Source organism: Vibrio sp. 1CM23M, from assembly GCF_023161755.1.
In the GTDB taxonomy this organism is placed as follows: domain Bacteria; phylum Pseudomonadota; class Gammaproteobacteria; order Enterobacterales; family Vibrionaceae; genus Vibrio; species Vibrio coralliirubri.
The window spans coordinates 61,080-85,279 of the sequence record NZ_JALNTR010000009.1; the positions used below are offsets into that span (position 1 = coordinate 61,080).

Here is a 24,200-nt window from a genome sequence, read left to right on the forward strand (position 1 = left end):
ATTAACCCTCCCCTTCAGCGATAAAGCGCTGTGTTCTTTCAAACGCTTGCGTGAGGTCATCGATTAGGTCTTCTGCATCTTCAAGGCCAACAGATAGACGCAGTAGTTGCTGAGAAACACCCGCTTCTGCTAAGGCTTCTTCACCCATCGCACGGTGAGTCATCGACGCAGGGTGACAAATCAGGCTTTCAACACCACCCAATGATTCTGCCAAGGAAAATAGCTCTAACTTATCAACAAAGTATTTAAGCGCCTCGAATGAGCCCGCAAACTCAAAGCTGAGCATTGAGCCAAAGCCCGATTGTTGTTTCTTCGCGATATCATGACCCGGATGTTCAGGAAGGCTTGGGTGGTAAATAGTGCCGACGAGATCTTGTTGTTGCAGAGACGCTAGAATCTCACGTGAGCTTTCTTCGTGAACTCGCATACGCGCACCTAGCGTACGAATACCACGTAAAGTCATGTAGCTATCAAATGGTGTGCCGGTCGCACCAATACAGTTGCCCCACCATGCTAGCTCTTCAGCATGCTCTTCTGTCTTAGTGACCACAACGCCACCAATGACATCTGAGTGTCCATTGATGTACTTAGTGGTTGAGTGGATAACAAAATCAGCCCCCAGCTCTAAAGGCTTTTGGAACACAGGTGTCAAAAACGTGTTGTCGACAGCAACCAGAGCACCAACCTCTTTCGCTTTACGGCAAGTTTCTGCAATATCAACCACACGAACCAGTGGATTCGATGGGGTTTCGATTAAGATCAACTTTGGCTTAAGCGCGATCGCTGCATCCAGCGCGGCTTGATCCGATTGATCAACGAATAGAACTTTAAAATCACCTTTTAGCGAGCGAGTGTTAAACAGACGGTAAGTACCGCCGTAGCAGTCGTGCGGTGCAATAATAAGATCATCGCCGCCTAAGAAAGCCGAAACCCATAAGTTAAGCGCCGAAGTACCGCAGTTAGTCACAACCGCGCCTTTGCCTGATTCAAGCTCAAACAGTGCCGTCTCTAATAAACCGCGGTTTGGGTTACCAGAACGGGTGTAATCGTACTTTGGCACTTCACCAAAAGCGGGGAACCCATAGTTAGTCGAAAGATAAATGGGTGGGACAACGGCATGGTGTTGCGTGTCTGACTCGATACCAGTACGTACTGCGATTGTTGCTGGCTTCCGGCTGCTCATAGGTGCTTCCTTACAAGTTTTGCGTCTGAGAATCACAGCTGCTTGTCGGCATTTTGCGGCTGTGTTAGATATATGTTATTCACTTTACTTTCATAAACGTGAGACGTCAACACTTCTAGACGTCTATATGTCTTTGCTTATGGCAGTAAATCCCGCTAAAATCACCACTATTAATTTATTCTAACAACTAAAGTGATGAAGGTACGCAATGGCCGACTGGAATGGTGAATACATAAGCCCATATGCTGAGCATGGAAAGAAAAGCGAACAAGTAAAGAAAATTACAGTTTCTATCCCTCTAAAAGTGTTAAAGGTTCTTACTGACGAGCGTACTCGCCGCCAGATTAATAACCTACGCCATGCAACAAACAGTGAGCTACTGTGCGAAGCCTTTCTACATGCGTACACAGGCCAACCACTACCAACGGATGAAGACCTTCGTAAAGATCGTCCTGACGATATCCCTGCTGAAGTGAAAAAACTAATGACAGAAATGGGTATCGAGTTCGAAGCGTTTGACGAAGAATAAAAACAATTCAGTCACTGCCTTCATTATTGATTCGCTATAGCTGACCCTATTTATCACATCACGCATTGCGTTTTTATGACTGCGCTGTGAATGATAGACATAAAAAAACCGCCTCCTATGAGTCGGTTTTTTATTATTCTTTTTCGCTCAATAGAGCAACAGCTATTATGCCATATAGTTAGCAGGCATCTCGATACGAGCTACGCCAGATTCAACAGCCGCTTCCGCAACTGCTCGTGCTACGCGAGGAAGTAGACGTGGGTCCATTGGCTTAGGAATGATGTAACCCTTACCGAACTCCAGTGCAGTCTCGCCCGCAGCTGCTAGTACTTCAGCTGGAACTTCTTCTTTCGCCAGTTCACGAATCGCTTTAACCGCCGCCAGCTTCATTTCGTCATTAATTTCGCTCGCACGCACGTCTAGTGCACCACGGAAAATGAATGGGAAACAAAGTACGTTGTTTACTTGGTTAGGGTAATCACTACGGCCTGTACCCATGATTAGGTCAGAACGAACTTCGTGTGCAAGCTCAGGCTTGATCTCTGGATCTGGGTTTGAACATGCAAACACAACTGGCTTATCTGCCATCAGCGTTAGTGCTTCAGCAGGCAGTAGGTTAGGACCCGATACACCCAAGAACAGGTCAGCGCCTTCGATAACATCTTCAAGCGTGCGCTTGTCAGTGTTATTTGCGAACAGCTCTTTGTATTCGTTTAGATCATCACGACGAGTGTGGATCACACCTTTACGGTCAAGCATGTAGATCTTCTCACGCTGAGCGCCACACTTAATCAGTAGTTCCATACAAGCAACCGCTGCTGCGCCAGCACCTAAACAAACGATCTTACACTCTTCAAGTTTCTTACCTTGAAGCTCGATCGCGTTCAGCATACCCGCTGCCGTTACAATCGCTGTACCGTGTTGGTCATCGTGGAATACCGGAACATCACAACGTTCAATCAGGCGACGTTCAATCTCAAAACAGTCTGGTGCTTTGATGTCTTCTAGGTTAATACCGCCGAATGTATCTGCGATATTCGCAACCGTATCAACGAACTCATCGATTGTGCGGTGTTTTACTTCAATATCGATAGAATCTAAACCAGCAAAACGCTTAAACAGGAGCGCTTTACCTTCCATAACTGGTTTAGAGGCAATAGGGCCAAGGTTACCTAGGCCAAGAATCGCTGTACCGTTAGAGATAACTGCAACCATGTTGCCTTTACCTGTGTACTTATAAACGTTATCAACGTTCTGTGCGATCTCGCGAACAGGCTCAGCCACGCCTGGGCTGTATGCAAGTGCTAGGTCTTCTGCAGAGTTTGCAGGCTTCGTCAGTTCTACGGCAATTTTGCCTGGAATTGGGAACTCATGGTAATCAAGAGCTTGCTGACGGAATTGTTCTTGAGGTGATAATTCTTGAGAGGATTGAGCTTGGCTGCTGTCTTCAGACATAGGTGTAGGTTCCTAGGATATTATTATTTGGGGGATCTTGTTCATGTTAATGGATGTACTTCAAAGTTCCTAGGTGGTTGGAGCCTCTGTCTCATTAAAAAACGAGATTTCACTACTAATAAGACCAGTGAGCAGTTGAAATTACTATCGCTTGTTGAAGTTTCGTGCTGAATTTTGGTGCAGAGAGATACGCAAGGAATTGCCCTGCAATAGAAAGGTAGGCAACTTATCGTTAGGCGGGATTGAAGCTTGAATGAAAGTCAGTGCTTTCTCAAATTGCAGGCAACAAAAAAGGACACCGAAGTGTCCTTTTTCATGTCTAAATAGCGAGAATTACTTCTTGCTAGAAAGAGCACCGAAACGCTTGTTGAAGCGATCAACACGGCCGCCAGTATCTACGATACGTTGCTTACCAGTGTAGAACGGGTGACATTTGTCACATACGTCTAGGTGGATTGATTCTTTTGCTAGCGTTGAGTTGAACTCAAATGTGTTGCCGCAAGAACAAGTTGCAGTAACTGCTTTGTATTCTGGGTGGATTCCAGCTTTCATGGGATAACCTCAAGTAGGCCGTGTCGCTATACGATTCTAAGCCGCACACCACACGTAGTTTAAAAAAAGAAATAAAGACACCGCATCGACACAAAAGAGTGATGAAGCCATACCTTTAAGGCGCAGTATAGTAATGAATCTATAAGGCAGGATCAACCGATTTGATACATTTTTCACCAATTCTCTCTTTATTTCCTTTATCGGCCTGAGATTTCAGGCTGTCGTTGTCGGTATACGCTAACTCGCCGCCTTCATCCAAACTGCTTCTCGAATTTAACCGCCTTATCCTTTAGACTGTTCGCTCTCGTCAACTCAGATAAAGCCGTCCCTTTATGCGTCCAATGATTGCCCGCGTGGCACTGCCTGTTCCACTCGACAAGCAGTTCGATTACAAGATTCCAAGCCACCTATTTCCGATTATTGGTGGACGAGTCTCTGTGCCTTTTGGACGACAAACCTTAACCGGCATTGTCACGGCTCTGGTTAACGAATCTGAATTTGAGCTAGACAAGCTCAAACCCATTAAAGCCTTATTAGACAATCAGCCTGTTTGGCCGGAATCTGTCTATTCACTGTTAATGTGGTGCAGTCAGTTTTATCAGTACCCTCTTGGCGAAACCTTTGCTAACGCCCTTCCGAGCGCCCTAAGAAAAGGCAAAGCCGCCGACTTCGCAACGCTGGTTGAGTGGCAGTTAACGCCATCAGGCAAAGACCAACTGATGCAAGGTTTTGGTCGCGCGGTCAAGCAAGCCAAAGTAATGCACATGCTTGAGCACGGTCCGGTTCCTCATCAAGAGTTCATTGATGAAGAAGTTGGCAGCTCCGTACTCAAAACGCTAGAAGAGAAAGGTTGGATTGAATCGGTAGAGAAAAAGCCAAAGCGTCAGCCGTGGCCGGTTGAACTTGAGAATGACCAAGACAAACCTAAGCTCAATGCCGAACAAGCCATCGCGATTGCGACCGTAAATAGCCAGACCGACTTCGGTTGTTTTCTGCTAGAGGGCGTTACTGGCTCAGGTAAGACCGAGGTTTACCTGAATATGATTAAGCCGATTCTCGACCAAGGAAAACAAGCGTTAGTGCTCGTGCCCGAGATTGGCCTCACCCCTCAAACGATTAACCGCTTTAAGCGACGCTTTAATGTGCCTGTTGAGGTTATCCACTCAGGTTTAAACGATTCTGAGCGACTGAATGCTTGGTTATCGGCGCGCGATAAGATAGCGGGCATCGTGATTGGTACCCGTTCGGCTCTGTTCACGCCATTTGCTGACCTAGGTATTATCATTGTCGATGAAGAGCACGATGCATCTTATAAGCAACAAGATAGCCTGCGCTACCACGCTCGTGATGTGGCGATCATGCGTGCTCATAAAGCGCAGATTCCAGTCGTGTTAGGCTCGGCGACTCCGGCCTTTGAAACACTGCACAACGCTCAGATCGGCAAATACAGTTATCTTACCCTTACTTCACGTGCGGGTGTCGCACTGCCGACCACCAATAAGGTGTTGGATGTTAAAGGTGAATATCTAGAAAGTGGTTTGTCTGCGTCGTTAATTGCAGAGATGCAAAGACACCTCAAAGCAGGCAACCAGGTGATGCTGTTCCTCAATCGCCGAGGTTTTTCTCCCGCATTGATGTGTCACGATTGTGGTTGGACAGCCGAGTGTAAACGTTGTGATGCTTACTACACCTATCACCAATACAGTAATGAGATGCGCTGCCACCACTGTGGTTCTCAGCAGCATATCGTGCACAACTGCCAAGGTTGTGGGTCTGCGAACTTGGTGACAGTGGGTGTCGGTACCGAGCAGTTAGAGGCTCAGCTTGGCCAACTATTCCCTGAATACAAAACCATTCGTATTGACCGCGACAGCACCCGCCGTAAAGGCAGTTTAGAAAGCGCACTAGAGTCGATTCGTAAGGGTGAATTCCAAATTCTTATCGGCACGCAGATGCTCGCTAAGGGCCACCATTTCCCTGACGTGACACTTGTGGCGTTATTGGATGTGGATGGCTCTTTATATAGCAGTGACTTCCGAGCGTCTGAACGTCTTGCCCAGCTATTCATCCAAGTTGCGGGACGCGCAGGTCGTGCTAGCAAGCCCGGTGAGGTGATCTTACAGACTCACCACCCAGAACATGGGTTGTTGCAAGCCTTGCTACACAAAGACTATAACCACTTTGCTCAGACGGCGCTGGCAGAACGTAAGCAGGCAATGTTACCGCCCTATACCTTTATGACGCTGTTTAGAGCAGAAGCCAATGACACCCGCTTGGTGGAAGAGTTCTTACGTCAGGTTCGCCACACATTGGAATCGCACCCACTGTTTGACCAATATTGTATGGTGCTAGGGCCAACCCCAGCTCCACTGGCAAAGCGAGCAGGCAAATCGCGCTGGCAGTTAATCTTACAAACTCAGACGCGCTCGTTAATGCAGAAACTATTAATGAGTGCCAAGCCGGCCATCAATATGTTACCTGCTGCGAAAAAAGTTCGTTGGTCACTAGATATTGAACCGCAAGATTTGAGCTAAACCCACTTGGGTTAAAACTAATGATAAGTTTGTTCACAAATATTTCATATTTCTCGTGAGCAACTTCACACTAGTCATGTGATTTTTGTTAATCTAGCCGTAACTTTACACGGATTAAACGAATAAAATATTGCAATAAAAAAAGTGTTAGCAACACTTTCATAATATCTATTCGATTACATTTATTATTCACGCCTTAGATACTTAGGCGACAAAGGAACTTAAAAGAGGGTTTAATTTATGGCGACAATGAAGGATGTTGCCCAGCTAGCAGGCGTCTCAACAGCCACGGTATCACGTGCATTGATGAACCCTGAGAAAGTCTCAGTTTCGACTCGCAAACGAGTGGAAACAGCAGTACTTGAAGCTGGATACTCACCCAATACATTAGCTAGAAACTTACGTCGCAACGAATCAAAAACCATCATCACTATTGTTCCTGATATCTGTGACCCTTATTTCGCCGAGATCATTCGTGGTATCGAAGATGCCGCAGTAGAAAATGATTACCTTGTTCTACTGGGTGATAGCGGCCAGCAAAAAAAGCGCGAGTCTTCGTTTGTTAACTTAGTTTTCACCAAACAAGCCGACGGCATGTTGCTGCTGGGTACTGACCATCCGTTTGATGTCAGCAAACCTGAACAAAAGAATTTACCGCCGATGGTAATGGCGTGTGAGTTTGCCCCTGAGCTTGAACTGCCTACGGTACACATCGATAACCTGACCTCTGCCTTTGAAGCGGTTAACTACCTAGCTCAGTTAGGTCATAAACGCATCGCTCAAATCTCAGGACCCGTATCGGCAACGCTGTGTAAGTTCCGCCAACAAGGCTACCAGCAAGCGCTGCGTCGCGCCGGAGTCTCAATGAACCCAGCCTACAGCACGGTCGGTGACTTCACCTTTGAAGCGGGCGCTCAAGCGGTTCGTCAATTGCTAGCACTGCCTGAACAACCAACCGCTATCTTCTGTCACAACGATGCGATGGCGATTGGTGCGATTCAAGAAGCGAAGAAACTGGGCTTACGCGTTCCTCAAGACCTATCGATTGTCGGCTTCGATGACATCCAATTCGCTCAATACTGCGATCCACCGCTAACCACCATTTCTCAGCCTCGTTATGAGATTGGACGCCAAGCGATGTTGATGATGCTTGATCTACTGAAGGGCAACGATGTGCAAGCAGGTTCGCGTCTGCTTGAAGCTAAATTGGTGGTTCGAGGCAGTACAGCGCCACCTCGAATGTAACCCTCAGAAATACCCTTACAAATCTGCGGCACATTTTGATGTGCCGCTTCCATTTCTGCACTATTATCCTCGCGCAATCTGGATTACCATGAGGGCAGAATCAGCAACTATTGAATTGTCTTGTGGCTAATAGAGATTATGTAAAGCGCGGTCGTGGCACGAAAAAATCGACCAAAAAACAAGCCCCTCGCCGTAAACCTTGGCGCAGTGGTCTTTTGGCGATCCTCCTTGCCGGTGGTTTTGGTTACGGACTTTACCTATTGAGTAATGATCCTGAGCCGCCAGCACCAACGCCTGTGGCAACCAAACCAAAACCTAAGCCAAAACCAGCGAAAGTGATTCCGCCACCTCCTGAAGAGAAATGGGACTACGTTGAAACGCTGCCAAGCCGCGAAATCGAAGTGAAAGCCAAAGAGCAACAAATTTCGAAGATTCCTTACATCATGCAGTGTGGCGCTTACAAAACCTCGTCGCAGGCAGAAGCACGTAAGTTGGATATTGCCTTCCAAGGTATCTCGAGTGAGATCCGCAAGAAAGATGGCAGTAGCTGGTACCGTGTGGTTCTAGGTCCATACAAGTTGAAGCGTGACGCAGAGCGCGATCGCCATAAGCTGCAACGAGCGAAAATCGAACCTTGTGCTATTTGGAAAGACACTGATTAGTTTTAAGTTCAGCGTCAGTCTGTGTCTTAGTAAAAGTCGAAAACCAAACAGCGAAAGCCTCCCATTGTGGAGGTTTTCTTTTATCCCCCTCCCCTTTAACCAAATTTCGTTACAACTTCTGCCGATAAGTTTGCACGACATCACTCACCCTTCCTTGAATTATCCGAGCGCCATCCTCATATACTTTTTATACCCAAAGATAAGAAATATTAAGAGGCCCTACTCGTGACTACCATTGTATCTGTACGTCGTAATAATAAAGTCGTCATCGCGGGTGATGGACAAGTATCTCTAGGCAATACTGTAATGAAGGGCAATGCCCGTAAAGTACGTCGCCTATACAACAACAAAGTACTGGCAGGTTTTGCTGGCGGTACTGCTGATGCTTTCACGCTATTCGAAAAATTTGAAAGCAAGCTGCAAATGCACCAAGGCCATCTGACCAAAGCTGCCGTTGAGCTAGCGAAGGATTGGCGTAGCGACCGTGCTCTACGTAAGTTAGAAGCACTGTTAGCAGTAGCGGATGAAACCGCTTCACTGATCATCACAGGTAACGGTGACGTAGTTCAACCAGAGAACGACCTGATTGCGATCGGTTCGGGCGGTAACTTTGCTCAAGCAGCAGCTACTGCACTATTAGAAAATACTGATTTAGATGCGCGTGAAATCGCAGAGAAGTCGCTGAACATTGCAGGCGACATCTGTGTCTTCACCAACCATCACCACACTATTGAAGAACTAGAAAGCACCGTTGAGCTGCCAAAGCCAGAGTAACGACCGCTTCCATCAATAACGTTGTATTCAACAGTGATTAAAGAATTAAGGAAAAACCATGTCTGAGATGACTCCTCGCGAAATTGTTCACGAACTCAATCGCCACATTATCGGCCAAGACAACGCTAAGCGCTCAGTGGCTATCGCTCTTCGTAACCGCTGGCGCCGTATGCAGCTTGAAGAAAGCCTACGTGTTGAAGTATCGCCAAAAAACATCCTGATGATTGGCCCAACGGGTGTAGGTAAAACTGAAATCGCTCGCCGCCTAGCGAAATTAGCAAACGCGCCTTTCATCAAGGTAGAAGCGACTAAGTTCACCGAAGTGGGTTACGTTGGTAAAGAAGTTGAAACCATCATCCGTGATCTAACGGACGTTGCCATCAAGATGACGCACCAACAAGCGATGGAAAAAGTACAATACCGCGCTGAAGAACAAGCTGAAGAACGCATTCTTGATGCCCTTCTACCACCAGCGCGTGATGCTTGGGGTCAGAACGAGCAATCAACTGAAGACACCACTTCTTCAAACACTCGTCAGATTTTCCGCAAGAAACTGCGTGAAGGTAAGCTAGATGACAAAGAGATTGAAGTTGATGTGGCCGCACCGCAAATGGGCGTTGAAATCATGTCACCTCCAGGCATGGAAGAGATGACAAACCAGCTGCAAGGCATGTTCCAAAACCTAGCGGGCGACACCAAGAAAAAGCGTAAGATGAAAATCAAAGACGCATTCAAAGCACTGACGGAAGAAGAAGCTGCGAAGCTTGTGAACCAAGAAGAGCTGAAAGAGAACGCGATCTTCAACGCTGAAAACAACGGCATCGTATTCATCGATGAGATCGACAAAATCTGTAAGCGTGGCGACAGCTCAGGCCCAGACGTATCTCGCGAAGGTGTTCAGCGTGACCTACTGCCTCTTATCGAAGGCAGCACAGTATCAACCAAGCACGGCATGGTTAAAACTGACCACATCTTGTTTATCACATCAGGCGCATTCCAAGTGGCTAAGCCATCTGACCTGATCCCTGAACTGCAAGGTCGTCTGCCAATCCGCGTAGAACTTGAAGCACTATCAGCACATGACTTCAAACGCATCCTGACTGAGCCAAAAGCATCTCTAACAGAGCAATACATTGCCCTAATGAAAACAGAAGATGTCAACATTGAGTTCACTGAAGATGGCATCAACCAGATTGCGGACGCAGCATGGCGCGTAAACGAAACCACTGAGAACATCGGTGCGCGTCGTCTACACACAGTGATGGAGCGTCTAATGGATGAGATTTCATTCGAAGCAACAGACAAAGCTGGCAGCAAGCTAGTGATTGATGAAGCTTACGTAACATCGAAACTTGGCGAATTCGTTGAAGACGAAGACCTAAGCCGCTTCATCCTGTAGCACACGAAACTCCAACTTATTGCTCTATCTCAAAGAAATAGCAGCTAATAAGCGAATTCAAGGCCCACTTTCGAGTGGGCTTTTTATTACCCGAAAAATGGGCGTATACTCAAATCACAGTATGAAACGAAGACTTACAAAGAATTAGACCTACGATGAAACAATCTCTACTGATCTGGCTTGATGCCGCACGACCAAAAACTCTGCCTCTCGCACTTGTCTCTATTCTTACAGGAAGTAGTTTAGCGTTCGCCGGTGGTCAGTTTTCTTTATCGATAGCCCTACTGGCATTTTTAACCGCCACCCTATTACAGATTTTATCGAACCTAGCCAATGACTATGGCGACGCAGTAAAAGGCACAGACAACGAAAATCGTCTGGGGCCAACACGTGCCATGCAATCTGGCGCGGTAACAGCGAAAACCATGAAGCAAGCGATCATCCTCAACATCGTGTTTACCATGGTCGCTGGGCTGATTCTTATTTTTCATGCCTTAACCTCGATTGAAAGTATCTTATCTTTCATTGCGTTAGGCGTATTAGCCATTGTTGCTGCCATCGCTTACACCGTCGGTAATAAACCTTATGGCTATATCGGCCTTGGCGACTTATCGGTATTTATCTTCTTCGGTTTGTTAGGCGTTTCAGGGACTTACTTCTTGCACACTGGTCATGTTGAACCAAGCCTATTCCTTCCGGCATTGGGCTGTGGCTTGATGGCGGTTGCGGTACTCAATATCAACAACATGCGTGATATCGAAAACGACAGCGAATGCGGTAAGCGCACCATGGCGGTTCGCCTAGGGCAACGCAAAGCCAAGCATTATCATTTTGCTCTGCTTGGCCTCGCCCTTGCTTCTTTCGCTATCTACCTGCTTATTCAAGAAAAACCAGTCTGGATCAGCCTGCCGTTTTTGCTGAGCATTATTATTGTTTACAAGCATGGCAAAGCTGTTTGGGAAACCGAAAAGCCAGCGCAAATTGCACCAATGATGCCCGTGATTGTGAAATGCTCACTGGTCACTAACCTATTGTTTGCAGGGGTTGTCGTAGCTCAAACTCTATTGAGTTAAATGAGACTAATCATTGCAAAGGGATCAAGCGCCGATATACTCAAAGTAAGCTCATTGTTCAAAAGGTATACTAATGGAATACAACACTTCAGCACTGTGCGACATATATTTGGATCAAGTTGATGTCGTGGAGCCAATGTTCAGCAACTTCGGTGGACGTGCATCCTTCGCAGGACAGATCACGACATTAAAGTGTTTTGAAGACAACGCTTTGATTCGCTCTGTACTAGAGCAAGACGGTCTGGGGCGTGTGTTGTTAATCGATGGTGGCGGCTCACTGCGTAAAGCGCTGATCGATGCTGAGATTGCCCTACTTGCCGAAGACAATGAGTGGGAAGGGATTGTGGTTTACGGCTGCGTTCGTGAAGTCGATGAGCTTGAAGACATGAACCTAGGCATCCAAGCCTTGGCTTCTATCCCTGTTGGTGCGAGCCAAGAGGGTGTCGGTGAGTTAGACGTTCCAGTGAACTTTGGTAGCGTGACCTTCTTACCAGAAGATTACCTCTACGCCGACAACACCGGTATCATTCTTTCAGCCGAACCTCTAGATGTAGAACTCGATCTGGATGTTGAGGAAGAAGAGGTCGAGTAACTCACTCGGCTTTGAATACTAAAACAAAGCATAAGAATACGAAGTATTAGAACGCAAACAAAAACGCCCGCTACTGAGTAGCGGGCGTTTTTTTAAATCTGAAGAGTCGATTACTCTACTTCATCCATTTTACCAAGAAGGTTACGGATGCGATCTTGCCATGCTGAATGCTCTTCCTGCATTTGCTGAGTTTTTTGCTCTAGCTCGTGACGGCTTGCTTTAAGCTCACCAGCTTCTGTTGCTAGTGCTTGTTTCTCTTCTTTAAGCTCTTCCACTTCCATTTGAAGAAGTGCAATTGTATCTACTGCTGTTTGAATTTTTGCTTCTAGCTGCTCTAGTACTTCAAAAGACATTCTGGCCTACCTTTAAGTTATCCGTTTGATGGTGAAGGTTCACTCCACTTATTTCCCCATTCTACTCAGCAGAGCAAGGATAAACACTCAATATATTCGATATTTTGCGCCATTCGATGAAAAAAACAGCGCTTTTTACCGAATATTGACGTGAACGATTATCGCCACAACGGCAAACCGATTATTTTGATGAATAATAACTGTTTTCCACTGCTAATTGATCGAGAGCAATCTCCAAAAAACAAAAAGGCAAACGTTTCCTTTTGGATATGGTAAAATTCGCCGCGAAATTTCTATTCCCCCTTTGAAAATTTTGGAGTCCGCATGAAACGCGATTTAGCAATGTCATTCTCTCGTGTCACAGAAGGTGCAGCACTAGCTGGTTACAAGTGGCTTGGCCGTGGCGATAAAAACGCTGCAGATGGCGCTGCTGTAGAAGTAATGCGTAGCCTATTAAACAAAACCGAAATTAGCGGTGAGATTGTTATCGGCGAAGGTGAGATCGATGATGCACCTATGCTGTACATCGGCGAAAACGTAGGTGTGGGCGGCGACGCTGTCGACATCGCAGTTGACCCAATTGAAGGGACACGCATGACAGCAATGGGCCAATCAAATGCATTGGCTGTATTGGCGGCAGGCGAAAAAGGCAGCTTCCTTAAAGCGCCTGATATGTACATGGAAAAGTTGGTTGTTGGCCCTGGCGCTAAAGGCGTGATTGACCTAGAACTGCCACTAACAGAAAACCTAGAAAACATTGCGAAGGCTCTGGGCAAAACACTGGATACACTGGTTGTAACGACACTGGCTAAGCCACGTCACGATCAAGTTATCGCCGACATGCAAGCTATGGGCGTACGTGTATTCGCAGTGCCAGACGGTGATGTTGCGGCTTCTATCCTAACCTGTATGCCAGACAGCGAAGTTGACGTAATGTACTGCATCGGCGGCGCACCTGAAGGTGTAGTTTCTGCCGCGGTAATTCGCGCACTTGACGGTGACATGCACGGTCGTCTTCTTCCTCGTCACGAAGTAAAAGGCGACACAGAAGAGAACCGTAAACACGGTGAACTTGAACTTGAGCGCTGCGCAGAAATGGGCGTAACGGCGGGTATCGTGTTGAAGATGGAAGACATGGCTCGCAGCGATAACGTTGTATTCTCAGCAACAGGCATCACTAAGGGTGACTTGCTAGAAGGCATTTCTCGTCAAGGCAATATCGCAACCACAGAAACCCTGCTTATCCGTGGCCGCTGCCGTACGATTCGCCGCATCAAATCTATCCACTACCTAGAGCGTAAAGATCCAGAAGTAGTAGGTCATATCCTGTAAGCCAAAACTCGGTGAAACAGAATATTCGAAGGCTGATACCAAGTATCAGCCTTTTGTTTTATTAGCGCAGCAGAATCTCACTATGGCTGCCAATAGAGTAAAACGCTATCTATCGAGTAAATTACTATCAATATAGTAAATGGTTTGCTTTATAAACACCTTGCCTCATAATAGTAAGGTTCATGAGGTAGGGATAGTATGAAAACAAGCGACAAAATCTTACAGACCATTAAGCGTCAAGGCGCGGTAACCGCGAAACAACTGTCAGAAGAATTTGGCATGACGACAATGGGTGCAAGGCAACATCTGCAAAGCCTGGAAGATGACGGTATTCTTGCGTTTCATGATGTAAAAGTGAAAGTGGGTCGCCCGACTCGCCACTGGTCCCTGACTCAACAAGGCCATAGCCAATTTACAGACCGACATGGTGAACTCACCATTCAAGTGATTGATGCTGTGGAGAATCTATTTGGTAAAGAAGGGCTGGCTAAGGTTGCTGCCGAGCGTGAACAACACACACTCAAGCAGTATCAAACTGCATTGTCTGACTGTAATTCACTCATCAGCAAGCTTAAAAAACTTACCCAGCTTCGTGAAGACGAAGGCTACATGGCTGAGCTTCAAGAGCATGATGATCACTACATCTTGATTGAGAACCACTGCCCTATCTGTAAGGCTGCAACTCGCTGCCCTAGCCTGTGCCAATCTGAGCTCAATGTGTTTACTGAGTTACTAAAAGATGAGTGCCATGTGAGCCGTACAGAACACATCATTGCTGGCGAACGACGCTGTACTTACACCTTAACACCCGCACTTTGATTGTAACGGTAAGCGATTAATACCGTCTCAATATTGAGAAAACACAAATAGATTAAAATTTGTACAGATTTCTTTCTTAAGCTTAGAGCATATGAAACACGCTTAATGCTAAGGAAGGAATGATGGCGCATCCGCAACCCGCTCAAAAACTGCCACCCTTTGATGAACTTGTCCAACTCGCGAAAAGCGATCCGAAAGCATTCAATCAATTCAAACACGAGATGTGCGAACAGATGATCTGCTCGGCTTCAGACGTGATGCAAGACCGACTTCGCGCACAACAAAGTCACATCGACTTAGTGGTTAGCCGTTGTAAAAACCCACACCATGCCAATGTCGTACTCATGCAAGAGCTACGCTGTCAGGTCTGTAAGTTCCAAGATGCACTCGAAGGGCGCTGCGGCTTTGAAGAATCTCTGCCTGAAAATGTCGTGCCTTTTAAGCCAAATACCGAACCTAAAATGTACTGAAATGAGCAAAGCATTAAAAAGAAAAAAGGGAGCGTAATGCTCCCTTCTTATTGATTCGCTGTTCAATATTTACATGGGTCTTCGCCGTAGTCATTACGGCCTTCTGTGCCTTTCAACAAGCCACACTCAATCAGAATCCACAAACCACACACTAATGCCGCGACGGTTGCCGCCATATGAATTGGCGATACTGGCTCTGTCGTCGTTGCAGCCATTGGCGAAGCCAAACGACCCAAGACTAATGGCACATTCAATAGTAGCCAGTAATTAGACTTATTGCGGTCATGCCAGCGCTTAGCGGTTACCGCAAGGTCTGGGATGACAAGCATCAATAGGAAGATTGGTAGCAGGATATAAGAGTAAGCAGGGAACAACACAGAGATACCAGAAGCAAAACCGGTAATCGCTATATAGTAGAAAATATTCCAAATCCAGTAAGTCTTACGACCAATTCTCCCCTTGAAAGAGAGCAGTAATTCTTTCATCGACATCTTAAATACTCAAATTTATACGCCGCTAAAAGTCAGCAGCAATGGTTAGTTTATTACTTTTTGAAAGCAACTTTTATCCATATCACGAATATTCACCGTTAAGCTTCTTACATGACTCGCTTGTTCTTGCAGGATCTGCATTAACGATCGTGACAATTCTCGCTTTTGCTCTTCCGTTCGTCCCGAAAGTAACTCAAAGCTGATATGAATAAAGTCTACACTATCTTCCTCATCACCGACCAACCAATTATGGCAACGCAGTGAACGAGACTTCACTGACGGTACATCAAACAAGCCACATGTGAGAGCGACTTGGTGGAGATCTTCCAGTAAGCCTTGGATATTTACTCGCTCATCCACTGAATTGGAGTACTCTAGAACTAGATTCGGCATTGTTACTTCCTGTTGTTAACGCAATCGTTTGTCCCTTAATAACAACTAACGATGAAAAATCCGAGAAGTTAGCTATTATTCTGTCTGCCGGATCACTGATATATGCTCAAAATCTACTCTGACCATTGAGTAAGATCCAAGAAAGTCATGACCACAGTCATGATCTGTTGATATTAATCTGTTATATTATTTCGTAATAAAGTTTACTTTTTTACATTCGATTTATTTAAATACTTTGGAGATATTCCTATGCGTCATCCTGTAGTTATGGGTAACTGGAAACTAAACGGCAGCAAAGAAATGGTTGTTGATCTACTAAACGGTCTTAACGCTGAACTTGAAGGCGTAACAGGCGTAGACGTAGCAGTTGCTCCACCAGCACTTTTCGTTGATCTTGCTGAGCGTACGCTTACTGAAGCGGGCAGCGCGATCATCCTAGGTGCTCAAAACTCTGACCTAAACAACAGCGGTGCATTCACTGGCGACATGTCTCCAGCAATGCTTAAAGAGTTCGGCGCATCTCACATCATCATCGGTCACTCTGAGCGTCGTGAATACCACAACGAATCAGATGAGTTCGTAGCTAAGAAATTCGCATTCCTAAAAGAGAACGGCCTAACTCCAGTTCTTTGTATCGGTGAATCTGAAGCACAAAACGAAGCAGGCGAAACTGTTGCAGTATGTGCTCGTCAACTTGACGCTGTTATCAACACTCAAGGTGTTGAAGCTCTTGAAGGCGCTATCATCGCTTACGAACCAATCTGGGCTATCGGTACTGGTAAAGCAGCTACAGCTGAAGATGCACAGCGCATCCACGCTCAAATCCGTGCACACATCGCAGAGAAATCTGAAGAAGTTGCTAAGAAAGTTGTAATCCAATACGGCGGTTCTGTTAAGCCAGAAAACGCAGCAGCTTACTTCGCACAACCAGACATCGACGGTGCTCTAGTTGGCGGCGCAGCTCTAGACGCGAAAAGCTTCGCAGCTATCGCTAAAGCAGCAGCTGAAGCAAAAGCTTAATTTAAACATCACCGTTTAGATTAGATGAAAGGTCAACTTAGGTTGGCCTTTTTTATTGCCTGTCATTCCTGAAACCTCAAACGGCAGGCACAAAAAAACCGCTGAACAATCAGCGGTTTTTAAATTCTTTAAGCGAACGCTAAGCGTGGCTTAGAACAACTCTTCTGCAACGCGGAACAGCTCAGAACGGTCTGGGTTCTGCATGTTCTCGATACAGTCGATGATGTCGTGGTGAACAAGTTCTTCTTTCTCGATACCAACACAACGACCACCGTGACCTTCTTGAAGAAGGTGAACAGCGTAGTTACCCATGCGAGAAGCAAGTACACGGTCAAATGCAGTAGGACGACCACCACGTTGGATGTGACCAAGAACTGTTGCACGAGTTTCACGACCAGTTGAAGATTCGATCTCTTTAGCCAGTTCGTTTGCATCCATCATTAGCTCAGTTAGAGCGATGATTGCGTGCTTCTTACCCTTAGCAATGCCATCTTGGATGTTGCTGATAAGCTGTTCTTTATCTAGGCCAGTCTCTGGAGTAATGATGTACTCACAACCACCCGCGATTGCTGACATAAGCGTAAGGTCACCACAGTGACGGCCCATGATTTCAACAATAGAAATACGTTGGTGAGAAGAAGACGTGTCACGTAGACGGTCGATTGAATCAATAACAGTGTTAAGCGCTGTTAGGTAACCGATTGTGTAGTCAGTACCCGCGATATCGTTATCGATTGTGCCTGGAAGACCAATACATGGGTAACCCATTTCAGTCAGCTTCTTAGCACCCATGTAAGAACCGTCACCACCGATAACAACAAGTGCTTCGATACCGTGCTTCTTAAGGTTCTCAATGCCTTTCTCACGAACAGCAACGTCTTTAAATTCAGGGAAACGTGCAGAACCTAAGAAAGTACCACCACGGTTGATCACGTCAGATACGCTTGAACGGTCAAGCTTTTCGATACGGTCTTCAACAAGGCCTTGGTAGCCATCGTAAATGCCGTAAACTTCAATGCCAACTGATAACGCAGTACGAACAACGCCGCGAACTGCTGCGTTCATACCTGGAGCGTCACCACCACTGGTCAAAACACCGATCTTCTTAATCATGCTCACCCTCGATTTTTTGGGAATCTATTATTCAATTCTTGATCTTGCTGATTGTATATCAACAAGATTTTAAATCTATATTTGTGCGTTATGTTACATTTCCTCAACAGGAATAGCACTCAAATCGCGTAAAATTATGTAACATTTCTACTTCTGTAAGAGTATTACAGTTTTACTCAATAACTTTGTTGATTCACATCAGAATCAACATTAATTGTTACTAAGGTGGTTTTTGAATCACCTAACAGTTAGTAATTTTTACTCACTCTAGTTCAAAAGCCACTCACTTACCATTTGCCCGCTGATTTTTAGCACGCATTACCACGAGTGGAATTTCTGCTGCTTCTCTGGTCCAAATACGACCGAATACGGGTCTTGGTGAATTAATACATCAGCATCAGGGAACACGGAGATAAGCTTAGCCTCTACTTCGTCTGAAATGCGATGCGCTTCAATAAGTGGGATATTATCTTCTAATTCTAGATGCAGTTGAATGAAGCGAATTGGCCCCGAACGACGCGTTCGTAATTGATGCACACCTAACACGCCTTCCACGCTCAATGATGTCTCTTTTATCTGCTTTAGTTCTTCATCAGGCAGCTTATGATCAAGCAGAGATTGAACCGCTTCCATCGCCATTTGATAAGCGCTGTACAGAATGTAGATACCAATACCGACCGCAAATACAGAATCCGCTTGGCCAAGCCCAAACCAACTCAATGCCAGTGCTAGCATAATCGCGGCGTTCATATAAAGGTCTGATTGATAGTGCAATGAATCGGCTGCAATAGCTTGGCTACCCGTTTTGTTGACCACATGTTTTTGGAAGCGAACCAGACCAAAGGTCATCACTATCGCGAACAGGCTGACGTAGATACCAATTTCTGGAGAGTTCAGTTCATGAGGTCGGAAGAAACGCTCAATACCATTGAGAATAAGGAAACATGCTGAGCCTGAAATAAACATCGCTTGCGCTAATGCAGCAAGGGATTCGGCCTTACCATGACCAAAGGTGTGCTCTTTGTCGGCAGGCTGCAGAGAGTAGCGAACCACGATAAGATTAACGACAGAGGCTGCGATATCAAGCATTGAGTCCACGACGGAAGCCAACAGACTCACAGAACCTGTCACCCACCACGCTGCGACTTTCACTATCAATAAAATAGTGGCGATGGTTGTGGCTGCCCAAGCGGCGAGCGTAACTAAACGTGCGTATTCTTGTTTCATAACTTGGCTATAAAGTGACTGATAGCACAAAGTATAACCTGCAAACAACCAATTGAATATGACAGCCATGATGTAAAACATTCATTTTTAAGGATCAAAAAAAGCGGCACACGGCCGCTTCTTTCTAAACACTTTCATGCAACGCTGATTTCTCAAGCAATGAATTACTTGTCTTTGTTCATGCGTTTTTCCATTTTGTCAGCACACTTAGTCATGCGCTCTTGTTGGATTTCTTTCAGTTGAGTCTTTTGCTCAGGTGTTAGTACGCTCATCATTTGATGTTGTTTCTTAAGCATTGCTACACGACGCTCAGTTTGCTTCTCAACCATTTGGCTTGCTAGGTCGTTTGCTGCTGCTTCATCGAAGTTGTCAGCCAGTACCAATGCTTGAACTTTCTCTTGGTGCGCTTTCATTTTCGCCATTTTATCGGCTTTATTGCCAGCGTGTTTTTCTTTCATCTCTGCACGATTCGCTTCGCGCATCTCTTTCAATTCTGTTTTTTGTGCATCAGTCAGGTCTAGTTGACGCATCACTTTTTTGTCGAAGCCACCACATTTACCGTGCATGCCTTTGTGGTCGCCTTTATCGCCGCCGCCATATGCGAACGCACTTGCTGTACCTAACATTAGTGGAAGTGCCGCAGCTGCTAGTACAAGTTTCTTAGTCATTTTCATAATTGTTGCCTCAATTCGGTATAATAAGTCATGTGTTGCGTCTGTTTCTCAGCGCTTAGATATAGATTAGTCTTTCCCTCGTAAAGTGACGTTTAGAAAGCGTAAAGAATCGTAAAGAGTGAAAGTTGACGAATAATTAGCAGTATTATTAACCTGTAAATAGTAGATAACCGATTAAGGCTTCCCAATGGCGAACATTCTTCTTATTGATGACGACACCGAGTTAACCAGCTTACTCAAAGACATTCTGAGCTTTGAGGGCTTCACTGTTTCCGAAGCCAATGATGGCTATGCAGGACTTGAAGCTATCAATGATGAGATTGACCTGATTCTTTTAGATGTGATGATGCCGCGTCTTAATGGTATGGAGACACTAAAGAAACTAAGAGAAAATTGGGAAACGCCAGTGCTGATGCTGACCGCAAAAGGCGAAGAGATCGACCGTGTGATTGGTCTTGAACTTGGCGCGGATGATTACCTGCCTAAACCTTTCAGTGACCGAGAGTTGCTAGCGCGTATTCGAGCTATCTTGCGTCGAACTCAAACCGCCACCGCGCCGAAAGCGGCCAGTGATAGAGTTCAATATCAAGACATCGAAGTCTTCCCTGGCAAACAAGAAGCCTACTGCAATGGTGAGCTCATCGACCTCACCACAACCGAGTTTGCACTACTGAGCCACCTTATCCAAAACCCAGGGCAAGTGATCACCAAAGAAGCATTGAGCCTAGATGTGTTAGGTAAAAGGCTCGCAGCGTTTGACCGTGCGATAGACATGCACATCTCCAACCTGCGTAAGAAAATTCCCGAACGCACTGACGGCAAATCACGCATCAAAACCTTACGAGGCCGTGGCTACTTATTGGTAGAGGAAGATTAATGCGTATACCTAAAATCACCAGCTTATATGGACGTATCTTTGCTATCTTTTGGTTCACCATGTTACTGGTGCTTTTGTCGGTGCTGTCACTTCCCCATTTAGACCCTCGAGTCGCGCGAGATGTGCCCGCAGATCACCTCGATAAACTCGAGCGTATCGCTAAAATCACAGAGAAACGCTACGCCAAAGAACCAAATCTGGGCAAGATTGTCTTCCAACTTGAGGCGCCACGCAGCCGCAAGGATTCTCGCGCTCGCATCTATCTGACCGATCTTGAGGGCGCAGTCCTTACCTCAAAAAGGCATTCAGACTACAAACTTAAAGCGATCCGTAACTTTGTTACCTCGATAGATAACCCTGAAGTGCCGAAACAAAAACTGTACGGACACTACATGGTGGCAGGTCCAGTACCCATCAAACTCGCGGGTGAAGAGTTGTTGATGTACGCCGGAATAAAGTGGACTCAACCACCGCCATTCTTGTTACGCCTGTTTGATAGACCTCTGCAGTTACTGCTTGCGGTTATGCTGGCGAGTACCCCGCTATTGCTTTGGCTAGCTTGGGCATTGAGTCAACCCGCACGCAGGCTAGAACGCGCGGCGCAACGCGTGGCGAAAGGTCAATTCGAGGTCGATCCAACACTCGAAAAAGGTACTTCAGAGTTCAGACAAGCCGGTGAAAGCTTTAACCAGATGGTCGAAGCCGTAAACCAGATGATTTCGGGGCAACAGCGCCTGCTCTCTGATATCTCACACGAACTGCGCTCACCATTGACTCGTCTGCGTATGGCTAATGCTCTTGCGATACGTAAACAAGGTGAAAGCCAAGAGTTAGAACGTATCGATATGGAAGCACAGCGTTTGGAACAGATGATCAGTGAGCTGCTGACGCTATCTCGTATGCAGGTCGACAGCCATATTACTCGTGAGGTTCAGCCTATCTCGAGCCTATGGGAAGAGATCTTAAAAGACGCAGAGTTTGAAGCCGAACAGATGGGCAAACAACTGACGTTCTCGGAGATCCCAGAACGCTCTATTTCGGGCAACCCTAAGCTGCTGATGAGTGCGTTAGATAACATTACACGCAATGCCATCTACTACGGTAAAGACCAAGTCGATGTGCAATTCCATGTGGTTCAAGATCAGCTGACGATTTGTGTGAACGATAATGGCGATGGTGTACCTGATGATGAATTGGATTCTATCTTCAGACCTTTCTATCGTGTATCAACCGCTCGTGATCGTAATTCTGGCGGCACTGGGCTTGGGTTAACCATTACTGAGAGTGCGATTCGCCAACACAGCGGAACCATCACCGCAAGCCGTAGCCAGCTCGGTGGACTACAACTCGAAATCACCCTGCCTATCTTACCGGTGTAATACCCCCACAAAGATCACAGTTGATAATGATTGTTATTATCATTATGGTAAATCCTCTAATTATGGAGGATTTACCATGTCGCACACTTTCCCTGCTTTACCCTACGCTTACGATGCCCTAGAGCCTTACATTGACGCTAAGACGATGGAAGTGCATTACAGCAAGCACCATAGAACCTACTACGATAAGTTTGTTGCGGCGGTTTCTGGCAGCGAGCTAGAACAGCAATCTCTGACCGAGATCTTTGCCAACATATCCCAGCACAGCCCTGCCGTGCGTAACAATGGCGGCGGCTACTACAATCACATCTTGTATTGGAATTGCATGTCGCAAGACGGCGGTGGTGAACCGACAGGCGAGCTTGGTGAGGCTATCAAGAGTACCTTCGGAGATTTCGAGACATTCCAAGATCAGTTCGCTCAAGCGGCGATCAACACCTTTGGCTCGGGCTTTGCTTGGCTAGTGGTGGAGCAAGGACAACTGAAGATCATCTCAACCTCGAACCAAGATAATCCGTGGATGGATACCGTGGCGAGTGATGGCGAACCGATCCTTGCGCTCGATGTTTGGGAACACGCCTACTACATCAGCTACCAAAACCGTCGTCCTGATTACATCAATGCATGGTGGAACGTGGTGAATTGGAATGCCGTATCTGAAAACTACGCGCAAGCACTATCGAACCAAGCTTAAGCGAATGGTGACGGTGGCGAACTGTACTCACTCAGCTTGCCACCGTATACTCGGGCTATCTTTGATTATTCTTGTGAACCAACATGTTTGATATCGCTCTATACGAACCAGAAATTGCACCCAATACGGGTAACATCATCCGCCTATGTGCTAACTGCGGCGCAAACCTGCACCTGATTGAACCGCTTGGCTTTGATTTTGAAGAGAAGAAGGTTCGTCGTGCTGGATTGGATTACCACGACCTTGCGCGAGTTAAGCGTCACAAGAACCTAGAAGCTTTCCTTGAGTATCTTGAGAATGAACGTGAGGGTGATTTCCGCATCTTTGCTTGCACCACAAAAACGACAGGCCACCACGTTGATGCGAAATTCCAACAAGGCGATGTGCTGATGTTTGGCCCTGAGACTCGTGGCCTGCCTGCAGAGTTCATTGAAAGCATGCCAATGGAGCAACGTATTCGTATTCCAATGATGCCAGACGCACGCAGCCTCAACCTGTCTAACGCAGTGGCAATCATTGCTTTTGAAGCATGGCGACAAATGGGTTTTGAAGGCGCGGTATAACCGAACACCAAGCTTATCTTTTATCTGTTATCGATAGTAAACAGTAAGTAACAGCTAGCGACAGACAATAAAAAAGGCTCTTACCATTATCACTTTCTTGCGAAGGATAAAGGTAAGAGCCTTTTCTGTTTTCCCTCTATATAAAGAAGAGAGAAAAACAAAGAATAGAAACAACGGATTAGTTTAAGCGGTTACGATCGTTGTCGTCGTCTTTCTTCTCAAACTCACCTTCAAAGGTGTTGCCGTCTTTTGATTGGTCAGATGGATCGCGATTGAATGGGTCTTGTCCAAATGGGCTCTGGCCAAAACCAGCTTGTCCACCGGCATGGAAACCACCAGACATGTTGGTCACCACCATTTTTTCCATCATTTTCTTGGCAATCATCGCTCTTGGTGCTGGCAATAATACCAACATACCGAGTGCGTCCGTCATAAAACCCGGAGTCAGCAGCAATACACCGGCAACTGCAAGCATCACGCCTTCAAGAATCTGTTGTGCTGGCATTTCGCCTTGTTGCAAACGACCTTGCACAGACATAAGTGTCTGAATGCCTTGGCTACGAACCAGCGATGCACCCACAAATGCAGTGATCAAAACCAACGCAATAGTTGGCCACAATCCTAAGAAGCCACCAACTTGAATAAATAGCCCAATCTCAATGATGGGTACGAAGATAAATAGTAATAATAAGATAGGAAACACACGCCCTCCTTTGTTACTTGCAGTTTACGCTGAAAGCCCTAACAATCTCAAATTTATCCTGTAAATAAGCGTGTTTATTGACCAAGAATAACTT

26 protein-coding genes are annotated in these 24,200 nt (G+C 46.1%); 16 read left to right on the forward strand and 10 right to left on the reverse strand.

The features are described from left to right. Window position 1: 1 nt before the first annotated feature. The gene (locus MSG35_RS20210; RefSeq protein WP_248384886.1) at window positions 2-1,183 is read right to left on the reverse strand and encodes an O-succinylhomoserine (thiol)-lyase; all 1,182 of its coding nucleotides are present in this window, start codon (window positions 1,181-1,183) and stop codon (window positions 2-4) included. Window positions 1,184-1,391: 208 nt separating this feature from the next. On the opposite strand from MSG35_RS20210, the gene metJ reads away from it, so the two are divergent. Then, the gene (gene metJ, locus MSG35_RS20215) at window positions 1,392-1,712 is read left to right on the forward strand and encodes a met regulon transcriptional regulator MetJ (RefSeq protein ID WP_004415993.1); all 321 of its coding nucleotides are present in this window, start codon (window positions 1,392-1,394) and stop codon (window positions 1,710-1,712) included. A gap of 165 nt (window positions 1,713-1,877) precedes the next feature. On the opposite strand, the gene MSG35_RS20220 is transcribed toward metJ, so the two are convergent. Then, window positions 1,878-3,167 carry a malic enzyme-like NAD(P)-binding protein gene (locus MSG35_RS20220; protein ID WP_017061144.1) on the reverse strand — a complete coding sequence of 430 codons (1,290 nt, stop codon included), beginning with the start codon at window positions 3,165-3,167 and terminating at the stop codon, window positions 1,878-1,880. A 333-nt stretch (window positions 3,168-3,500) separates the two neighbouring features. After that, window positions 3,501-3,719 (reverse strand): 50S ribosomal protein L31, encoded by a 219-nt coding sequence (gene rpmE, locus MSG35_RS20225; protein ID WP_004737142.1) that lies wholly within the window; start codon window positions 3,717-3,719, stop codon window positions 3,501-3,503. 332 nt (window positions 3,720-4,051) lie between these two features. On the opposite strand from rpmE, the gene priA reads away from it, so the two are divergent. The 7 genes from priA to rraA all read left to right on the forward strand — a co-directional run bounded on the left by priA (window position 4,052) and on the right by rraA (window position 11,998). After that, entirely contained in the window at window positions 4,052-6,253 is a 2,202-nt protein-coding gene (priA, locus tag MSG35_RS20230) for a primosomal protein N' (RefSeq protein WP_248384887.1), read from the forward strand. Between the two features lie 240 nt (window positions 6,254-6,493). Continuing rightward, entirely contained in the window at window positions 6,494-7,498 is a 1,005-nt protein-coding gene (gene cytR / locus MSG35_RS20235) for a DNA-binding transcriptional regulator CytR (protein ID WP_017103629.1), read from the forward strand. A 122-nt stretch (window positions 7,499-7,620) separates the two neighbouring features. Further along, entirely contained in the window at window positions 7,621-8,160 is a 540-nt protein-coding gene (locus MSG35_RS20240; RefSeq protein WP_248384888.1) for an SPOR domain-containing protein, read from the forward strand. A 225-nt stretch (window positions 8,161-8,385) separates the two neighbouring features. Then, window positions 8,386-8,934, forward strand: a complete 549-nt coding sequence (gene hslV, locus MSG35_RS20245; RefSeq protein WP_004729692.1) for an ATP-dependent protease subunit HslV — start codon at window positions 8,386-8,388, stop codon at window positions 8,932-8,934. Between the two features lie 58 nt (window positions 8,935-8,992). Further along, window positions 8,993-10,333, forward strand: a complete 1,341-nt coding sequence (gene hslU / locus MSG35_RS20250; protein WP_017061150.1) for an HslU--HslV peptidase ATPase subunit — start codon at window positions 8,993-8,995, stop codon at window positions 10,331-10,333. Window positions 10,334-10,488: 155 nt separating this feature from the next. Next, a complete protein-coding gene (locus MSG35_RS20255) occupies window positions 10,489-11,406 on the forward strand; it encodes a 1,4-dihydroxy-2-naphthoate polyprenyltransferase (RefSeq protein ID WP_050632401.1) in 918 nt (305 codons plus the stop codon). Window positions 11,407-11,479: 73 nt separating this feature from the next. Further along, window positions 11,480-11,998 (forward strand): ribonuclease E activity regulator RraA, encoded by a 519-nt coding sequence (gene rraA, locus MSG35_RS20260; RefSeq protein WP_017071322.1) that lies wholly within the window; start codon window positions 11,480-11,482, stop codon window positions 11,996-11,998. Window positions 11,999-12,108: 110 nt separating this feature from the next. Here rraA and zapB read toward each other — a convergent pair whose 3' ends face one another. After that, window positions 12,109-12,351 carry a cell division protein ZapB gene (gene zapB / locus MSG35_RS20265; protein WP_008219652.1) on the reverse strand — a complete coding sequence of 81 codons (243 nt, stop codon included), beginning with the start codon at window positions 12,349-12,351 and terminating at the stop codon, window positions 12,109-12,111. A 324-nt stretch (window positions 12,352-12,675) separates the two neighbouring features. Between zapB and glpX the strand changes: the two genes are divergently transcribed. From glpX to MSG35_RS20280, 3 genes are all read left to right on the forward strand, one after another. After that, complete coding sequence (gene glpX / locus MSG35_RS20270) at window positions 12,676-13,683, forward strand: class II fructose-bisphosphatase (RefSeq protein WP_017061153.1); 1,008 nt, start codon at window positions 12,676-12,678, stop codon at window positions 13,681-13,683. A 198-nt stretch (window positions 13,684-13,881) separates the two neighbouring features. Further along, window positions 13,882-14,502: a metalloregulator ArsR/SmtB family transcription factor gene (locus tag MSG35_RS20275; RefSeq protein ID WP_248384889.1), complete on the forward strand. Its 621-nt coding sequence runs from the start codon at window positions 13,882-13,884 to the stop codon at window positions 14,500-14,502. A gap of 122 nt (window positions 14,503-14,624) precedes the next feature. Then, entirely contained in the window at window positions 14,625-14,972 is a 348-nt protein-coding gene (locus tag MSG35_RS20280) for a DUF3135 domain-containing protein (protein ID WP_017061155.1), read from the forward strand. A gap of 62 nt (window positions 14,973-15,034) precedes the next feature. On the opposite strand, the gene MSG35_RS20285 is transcribed toward MSG35_RS20280, so the two are convergent. Both MSG35_RS20285 and MSG35_RS20290 read right to left on the reverse strand, forming a co-directional pair. Next, window positions 15,035-15,463 carry a DUF805 domain-containing protein gene (locus MSG35_RS20285; protein WP_048605424.1) on the reverse strand — a complete coding sequence of 143 codons (429 nt, stop codon included), beginning with the start codon at window positions 15,461-15,463 and terminating at the stop codon, window positions 15,035-15,037. A gap of 45 nt (window positions 15,464-15,508) precedes the next feature. Continuing rightward, complete coding sequence (locus MSG35_RS20290; RefSeq protein ID WP_017061157.1) at window positions 15,509-15,856, reverse strand: 5-carboxymethyl-2-hydroxymuconate isomerase; 348 nt, start codon at window positions 15,854-15,856, stop codon at window positions 15,509-15,511. Window positions 15,857-16,105: 249 nt separating this feature from the next. Here MSG35_RS20290 and tpiA point away from each other — a divergent pair, with 249 nt between their 5' ends. Then, window positions 16,106-16,876, forward strand: a complete 771-nt coding sequence (tpiA, locus tag MSG35_RS20295; protein WP_017061158.1) for a triose-phosphate isomerase — start codon at window positions 16,106-16,108, stop codon at window positions 16,874-16,876. 150 nt (window positions 16,877-17,026) lie between these two features. Here the strand turns inward: tpiA and pfkA are convergent, their stop codons facing one another. From pfkA to MSG35_RS20310, 3 genes are all read right to left on the reverse strand, one after another. Continuing rightward, window positions 17,027-17,989, reverse strand: a complete 963-nt coding sequence (gene pfkA, locus MSG35_RS20300; protein WP_017061160.1) for a 6-phosphofructokinase — start codon at window positions 17,987-17,989, stop codon at window positions 17,027-17,029. Window positions 17,990-18,307: 318 nt separating this feature from the next. After that, window positions 18,308-19,216, reverse strand: a complete 909-nt coding sequence (fieF, locus tag MSG35_RS20305) for a CDF family cation-efflux transporter FieF (protein WP_048659217.1) — start codon at window positions 19,214-19,216, stop codon at window positions 18,308-18,310. Window positions 19,217-19,380: 164 nt separating this feature from the next. Beyond that, window positions 19,381-19,890 (reverse strand): CpxP family protein, encoded by a 510-nt coding sequence (locus MSG35_RS20310; protein ID WP_248384890.1) that lies wholly within the window; start codon window positions 19,888-19,890, stop codon window positions 19,381-19,383. A 187-nt stretch (window positions 19,891-20,077) separates the two neighbouring features. Here MSG35_RS20310 and MSG35_RS20315 point away from each other — a divergent pair, with 187 nt between their 5' ends. From MSG35_RS20315 to trmL, 4 genes are all read left to right on the forward strand, one after another. After that, window positions 20,078-20,767, forward strand: a complete 690-nt coding sequence (locus MSG35_RS20315) for a response regulator (RefSeq protein ID WP_017063670.1) — start codon at window positions 20,078-20,080, stop codon at window positions 20,765-20,767. Beyond that, window positions 20,767-22,146, forward strand: coding sequence for an envelope stress sensor histidine kinase CpxA (cpxA, locus tag MSG35_RS20320; RefSeq protein ID WP_248384891.1), 1,380 nt, complete (start codon window positions 20,767-20,769; stop codon window positions 22,144-22,146). The genes MSG35_RS20315 and cpxA overlap by 1 nt, the downstream gene beginning before the upstream one ends. Window positions 22,147-22,222: 76 nt before the next feature. Next, window positions 22,223-22,840, forward strand: coding sequence for a superoxide dismutase (locus MSG35_RS20325; RefSeq protein ID WP_248384892.1), 618 nt, complete (start codon window positions 22,223-22,225; stop codon window positions 22,838-22,840). An 83-nt stretch (window positions 22,841-22,923) separates the two neighbouring features. Next, entirely contained in the window at window positions 22,924-23,403 is a 480-nt protein-coding gene (gene trmL / locus MSG35_RS20330; protein ID WP_009844716.1) for a tRNA (uridine(34)/cytosine(34)/5-carboxymethylaminomethyluridine(34)-2'-O)-methyltransferase TrmL, read from the forward strand. 178 nt (window positions 23,404-23,581) lie between these two features. Here trmL and MSG35_RS20335 read toward each other — a convergent pair whose 3' ends face one another. Further along, window positions 23,582-24,106, reverse strand: coding sequence for an FxsA family protein (locus tag MSG35_RS20335; RefSeq protein ID WP_012604974.1), 525 nt, complete (start codon window positions 24,104-24,106; stop codon window positions 23,582-23,584). Between the last annotated feature and the right edge of the window lie 94 nt (window positions 24,107-24,200).

Bases quoted from the DNA above. Each gene is read 5' to 3' on its own strand.
- MSG35_RS20255 (WP_050632401.1), top strand. From the start codon at position 10,489: ATGAAACAATCTCTACTGATCTGGCTTGATGCCGCACGACCAAAAACT.
- priA (WP_248384887.1), top strand. From the start codon at position 4,052: ATGCGTCCAATGATTGCCCGCGTGGCACTGCCTGTTCCACTCGACAAG.
- fieF (WP_048659217.1), bottom strand. From the start codon at position 19,216: ATGAAACAAGAATACGCACGTTTAGTTACGCTCGCCGCTTGGGCAGCC.
- rraA (WP_017071322.1), top strand. From the start codon at position 11,480: ATGGAATACAACACTTCAGCACTGTGCGACATATATTTGGATCAAGTT.
- cytR (WP_017103629.1), top strand. From the start codon at position 6,494: ATGGCGACAATGAAGGATGTTGCCCAGCTAGCAGGCGTCTCAACAGCC.
- hslU (WP_017061150.1), top strand. From the start codon at position 8,993: ATGTCTGAGATGACTCCTCGCGAAATTGTTCACGAACTCAATCGCCAC.
- MSG35_RS20220 (WP_017061144.1), bottom strand. From the start codon at position 3,167: ATGTCTGAAGACAGCAGCCAAGCTCAATCCTCTCAAGAATTATCACCT.
- MSG35_RS20285 (WP_048605424.1), bottom strand. From the start codon at position 15,463: ATGTCGATGAAAGAATTACTGCTCTCTTTCAAGGGGAGAATTGGTCGT.
- zapB (WP_008219652.1), bottom strand. From the start codon at position 12,351: ATGTCTTTTGAAGTACTAGAGCAGCTAGAAGCAAAAATTCAAACAGCA.
- metJ (WP_004415993.1), top strand. From the start codon at position 1,392: ATGGCCGACTGGAATGGTGAATACATAAGCCCATATGCTGAGCATGGA.
- rpmE (WP_004737142.1), bottom strand. From the start codon at position 3,719: ATGAAAGCTGGAATCCACCCAGAATACAAAGCAGTTACTGCAACTTGT.
- MSG35_RS20275 (WP_248384889.1), top strand. From the start codon at position 13,882: ATGAAAACAAGCGACAAAATCTTACAGACCATTAAGCGTCAAGGCGCG.
- MSG35_RS20280 (WP_017061155.1), top strand. From the start codon at position 14,625: ATGGCGCATCCGCAACCCGCTCAAAAACTGCCACCCTTTGATGAACTT.
- pfkA (WP_017061160.1), bottom strand. From the start codon at position 17,989: ATGATTAAGAAGATCGGTGTTTTGACCAGTGGTGGTGACGCTCCAGGT.
- tpiA (WP_017061158.1), top strand. From the start codon at position 16,106: ATGCGTCATCCTGTAGTTATGGGTAACTGGAAACTAAACGGCAGCAAA.
- MSG35_RS20290 (WP_017061157.1), bottom strand. From the start codon at position 15,856: ATGCCGAATCTAGTTCTAGAGTACTCCAATTCAGTGGATGAGCGAGTA.
- MSG35_RS20325 (WP_248384892.1), top strand. From the start codon at position 22,223: ATGTCGCACACTTTCCCTGCTTTACCCTACGCTTACGATGCCCTAGAG.
- glpX (WP_017061153.1), top strand. From the start codon at position 12,676: ATGAAACGCGATTTAGCAATGTCATTCTCTCGTGTCACAGAAGGTGCA.
- trmL (WP_009844716.1), top strand. From the start codon at position 22,924: ATGTTTGATATCGCTCTATACGAACCAGAAATTGCACCCAATACGGGT.
- cpxA (WP_248384891.1), top strand. From the start codon at position 20,767: ATGCGTATACCTAAAATCACCAGCTTATATGGACGTATCTTTGCTATC.
- MSG35_RS20315 (WP_017063670.1), top strand. From the start codon at position 20,078: ATGGCGAACATTCTTCTTATTGATGACGACACCGAGTTAACCAGCTTA.
- MSG35_RS20310 (WP_248384890.1), bottom strand. From the start codon at position 19,890: ATGAAAATGACTAAGAAACTTGTACTAGCAGCTGCGGCACTTCCACTA.
- MSG35_RS20210 (WP_248384886.1), bottom strand. From the start codon at position 1,183: ATGAGCAGCCGGAAGCCAGCAACAATCGCAGTACGTACTGGTATCGAG.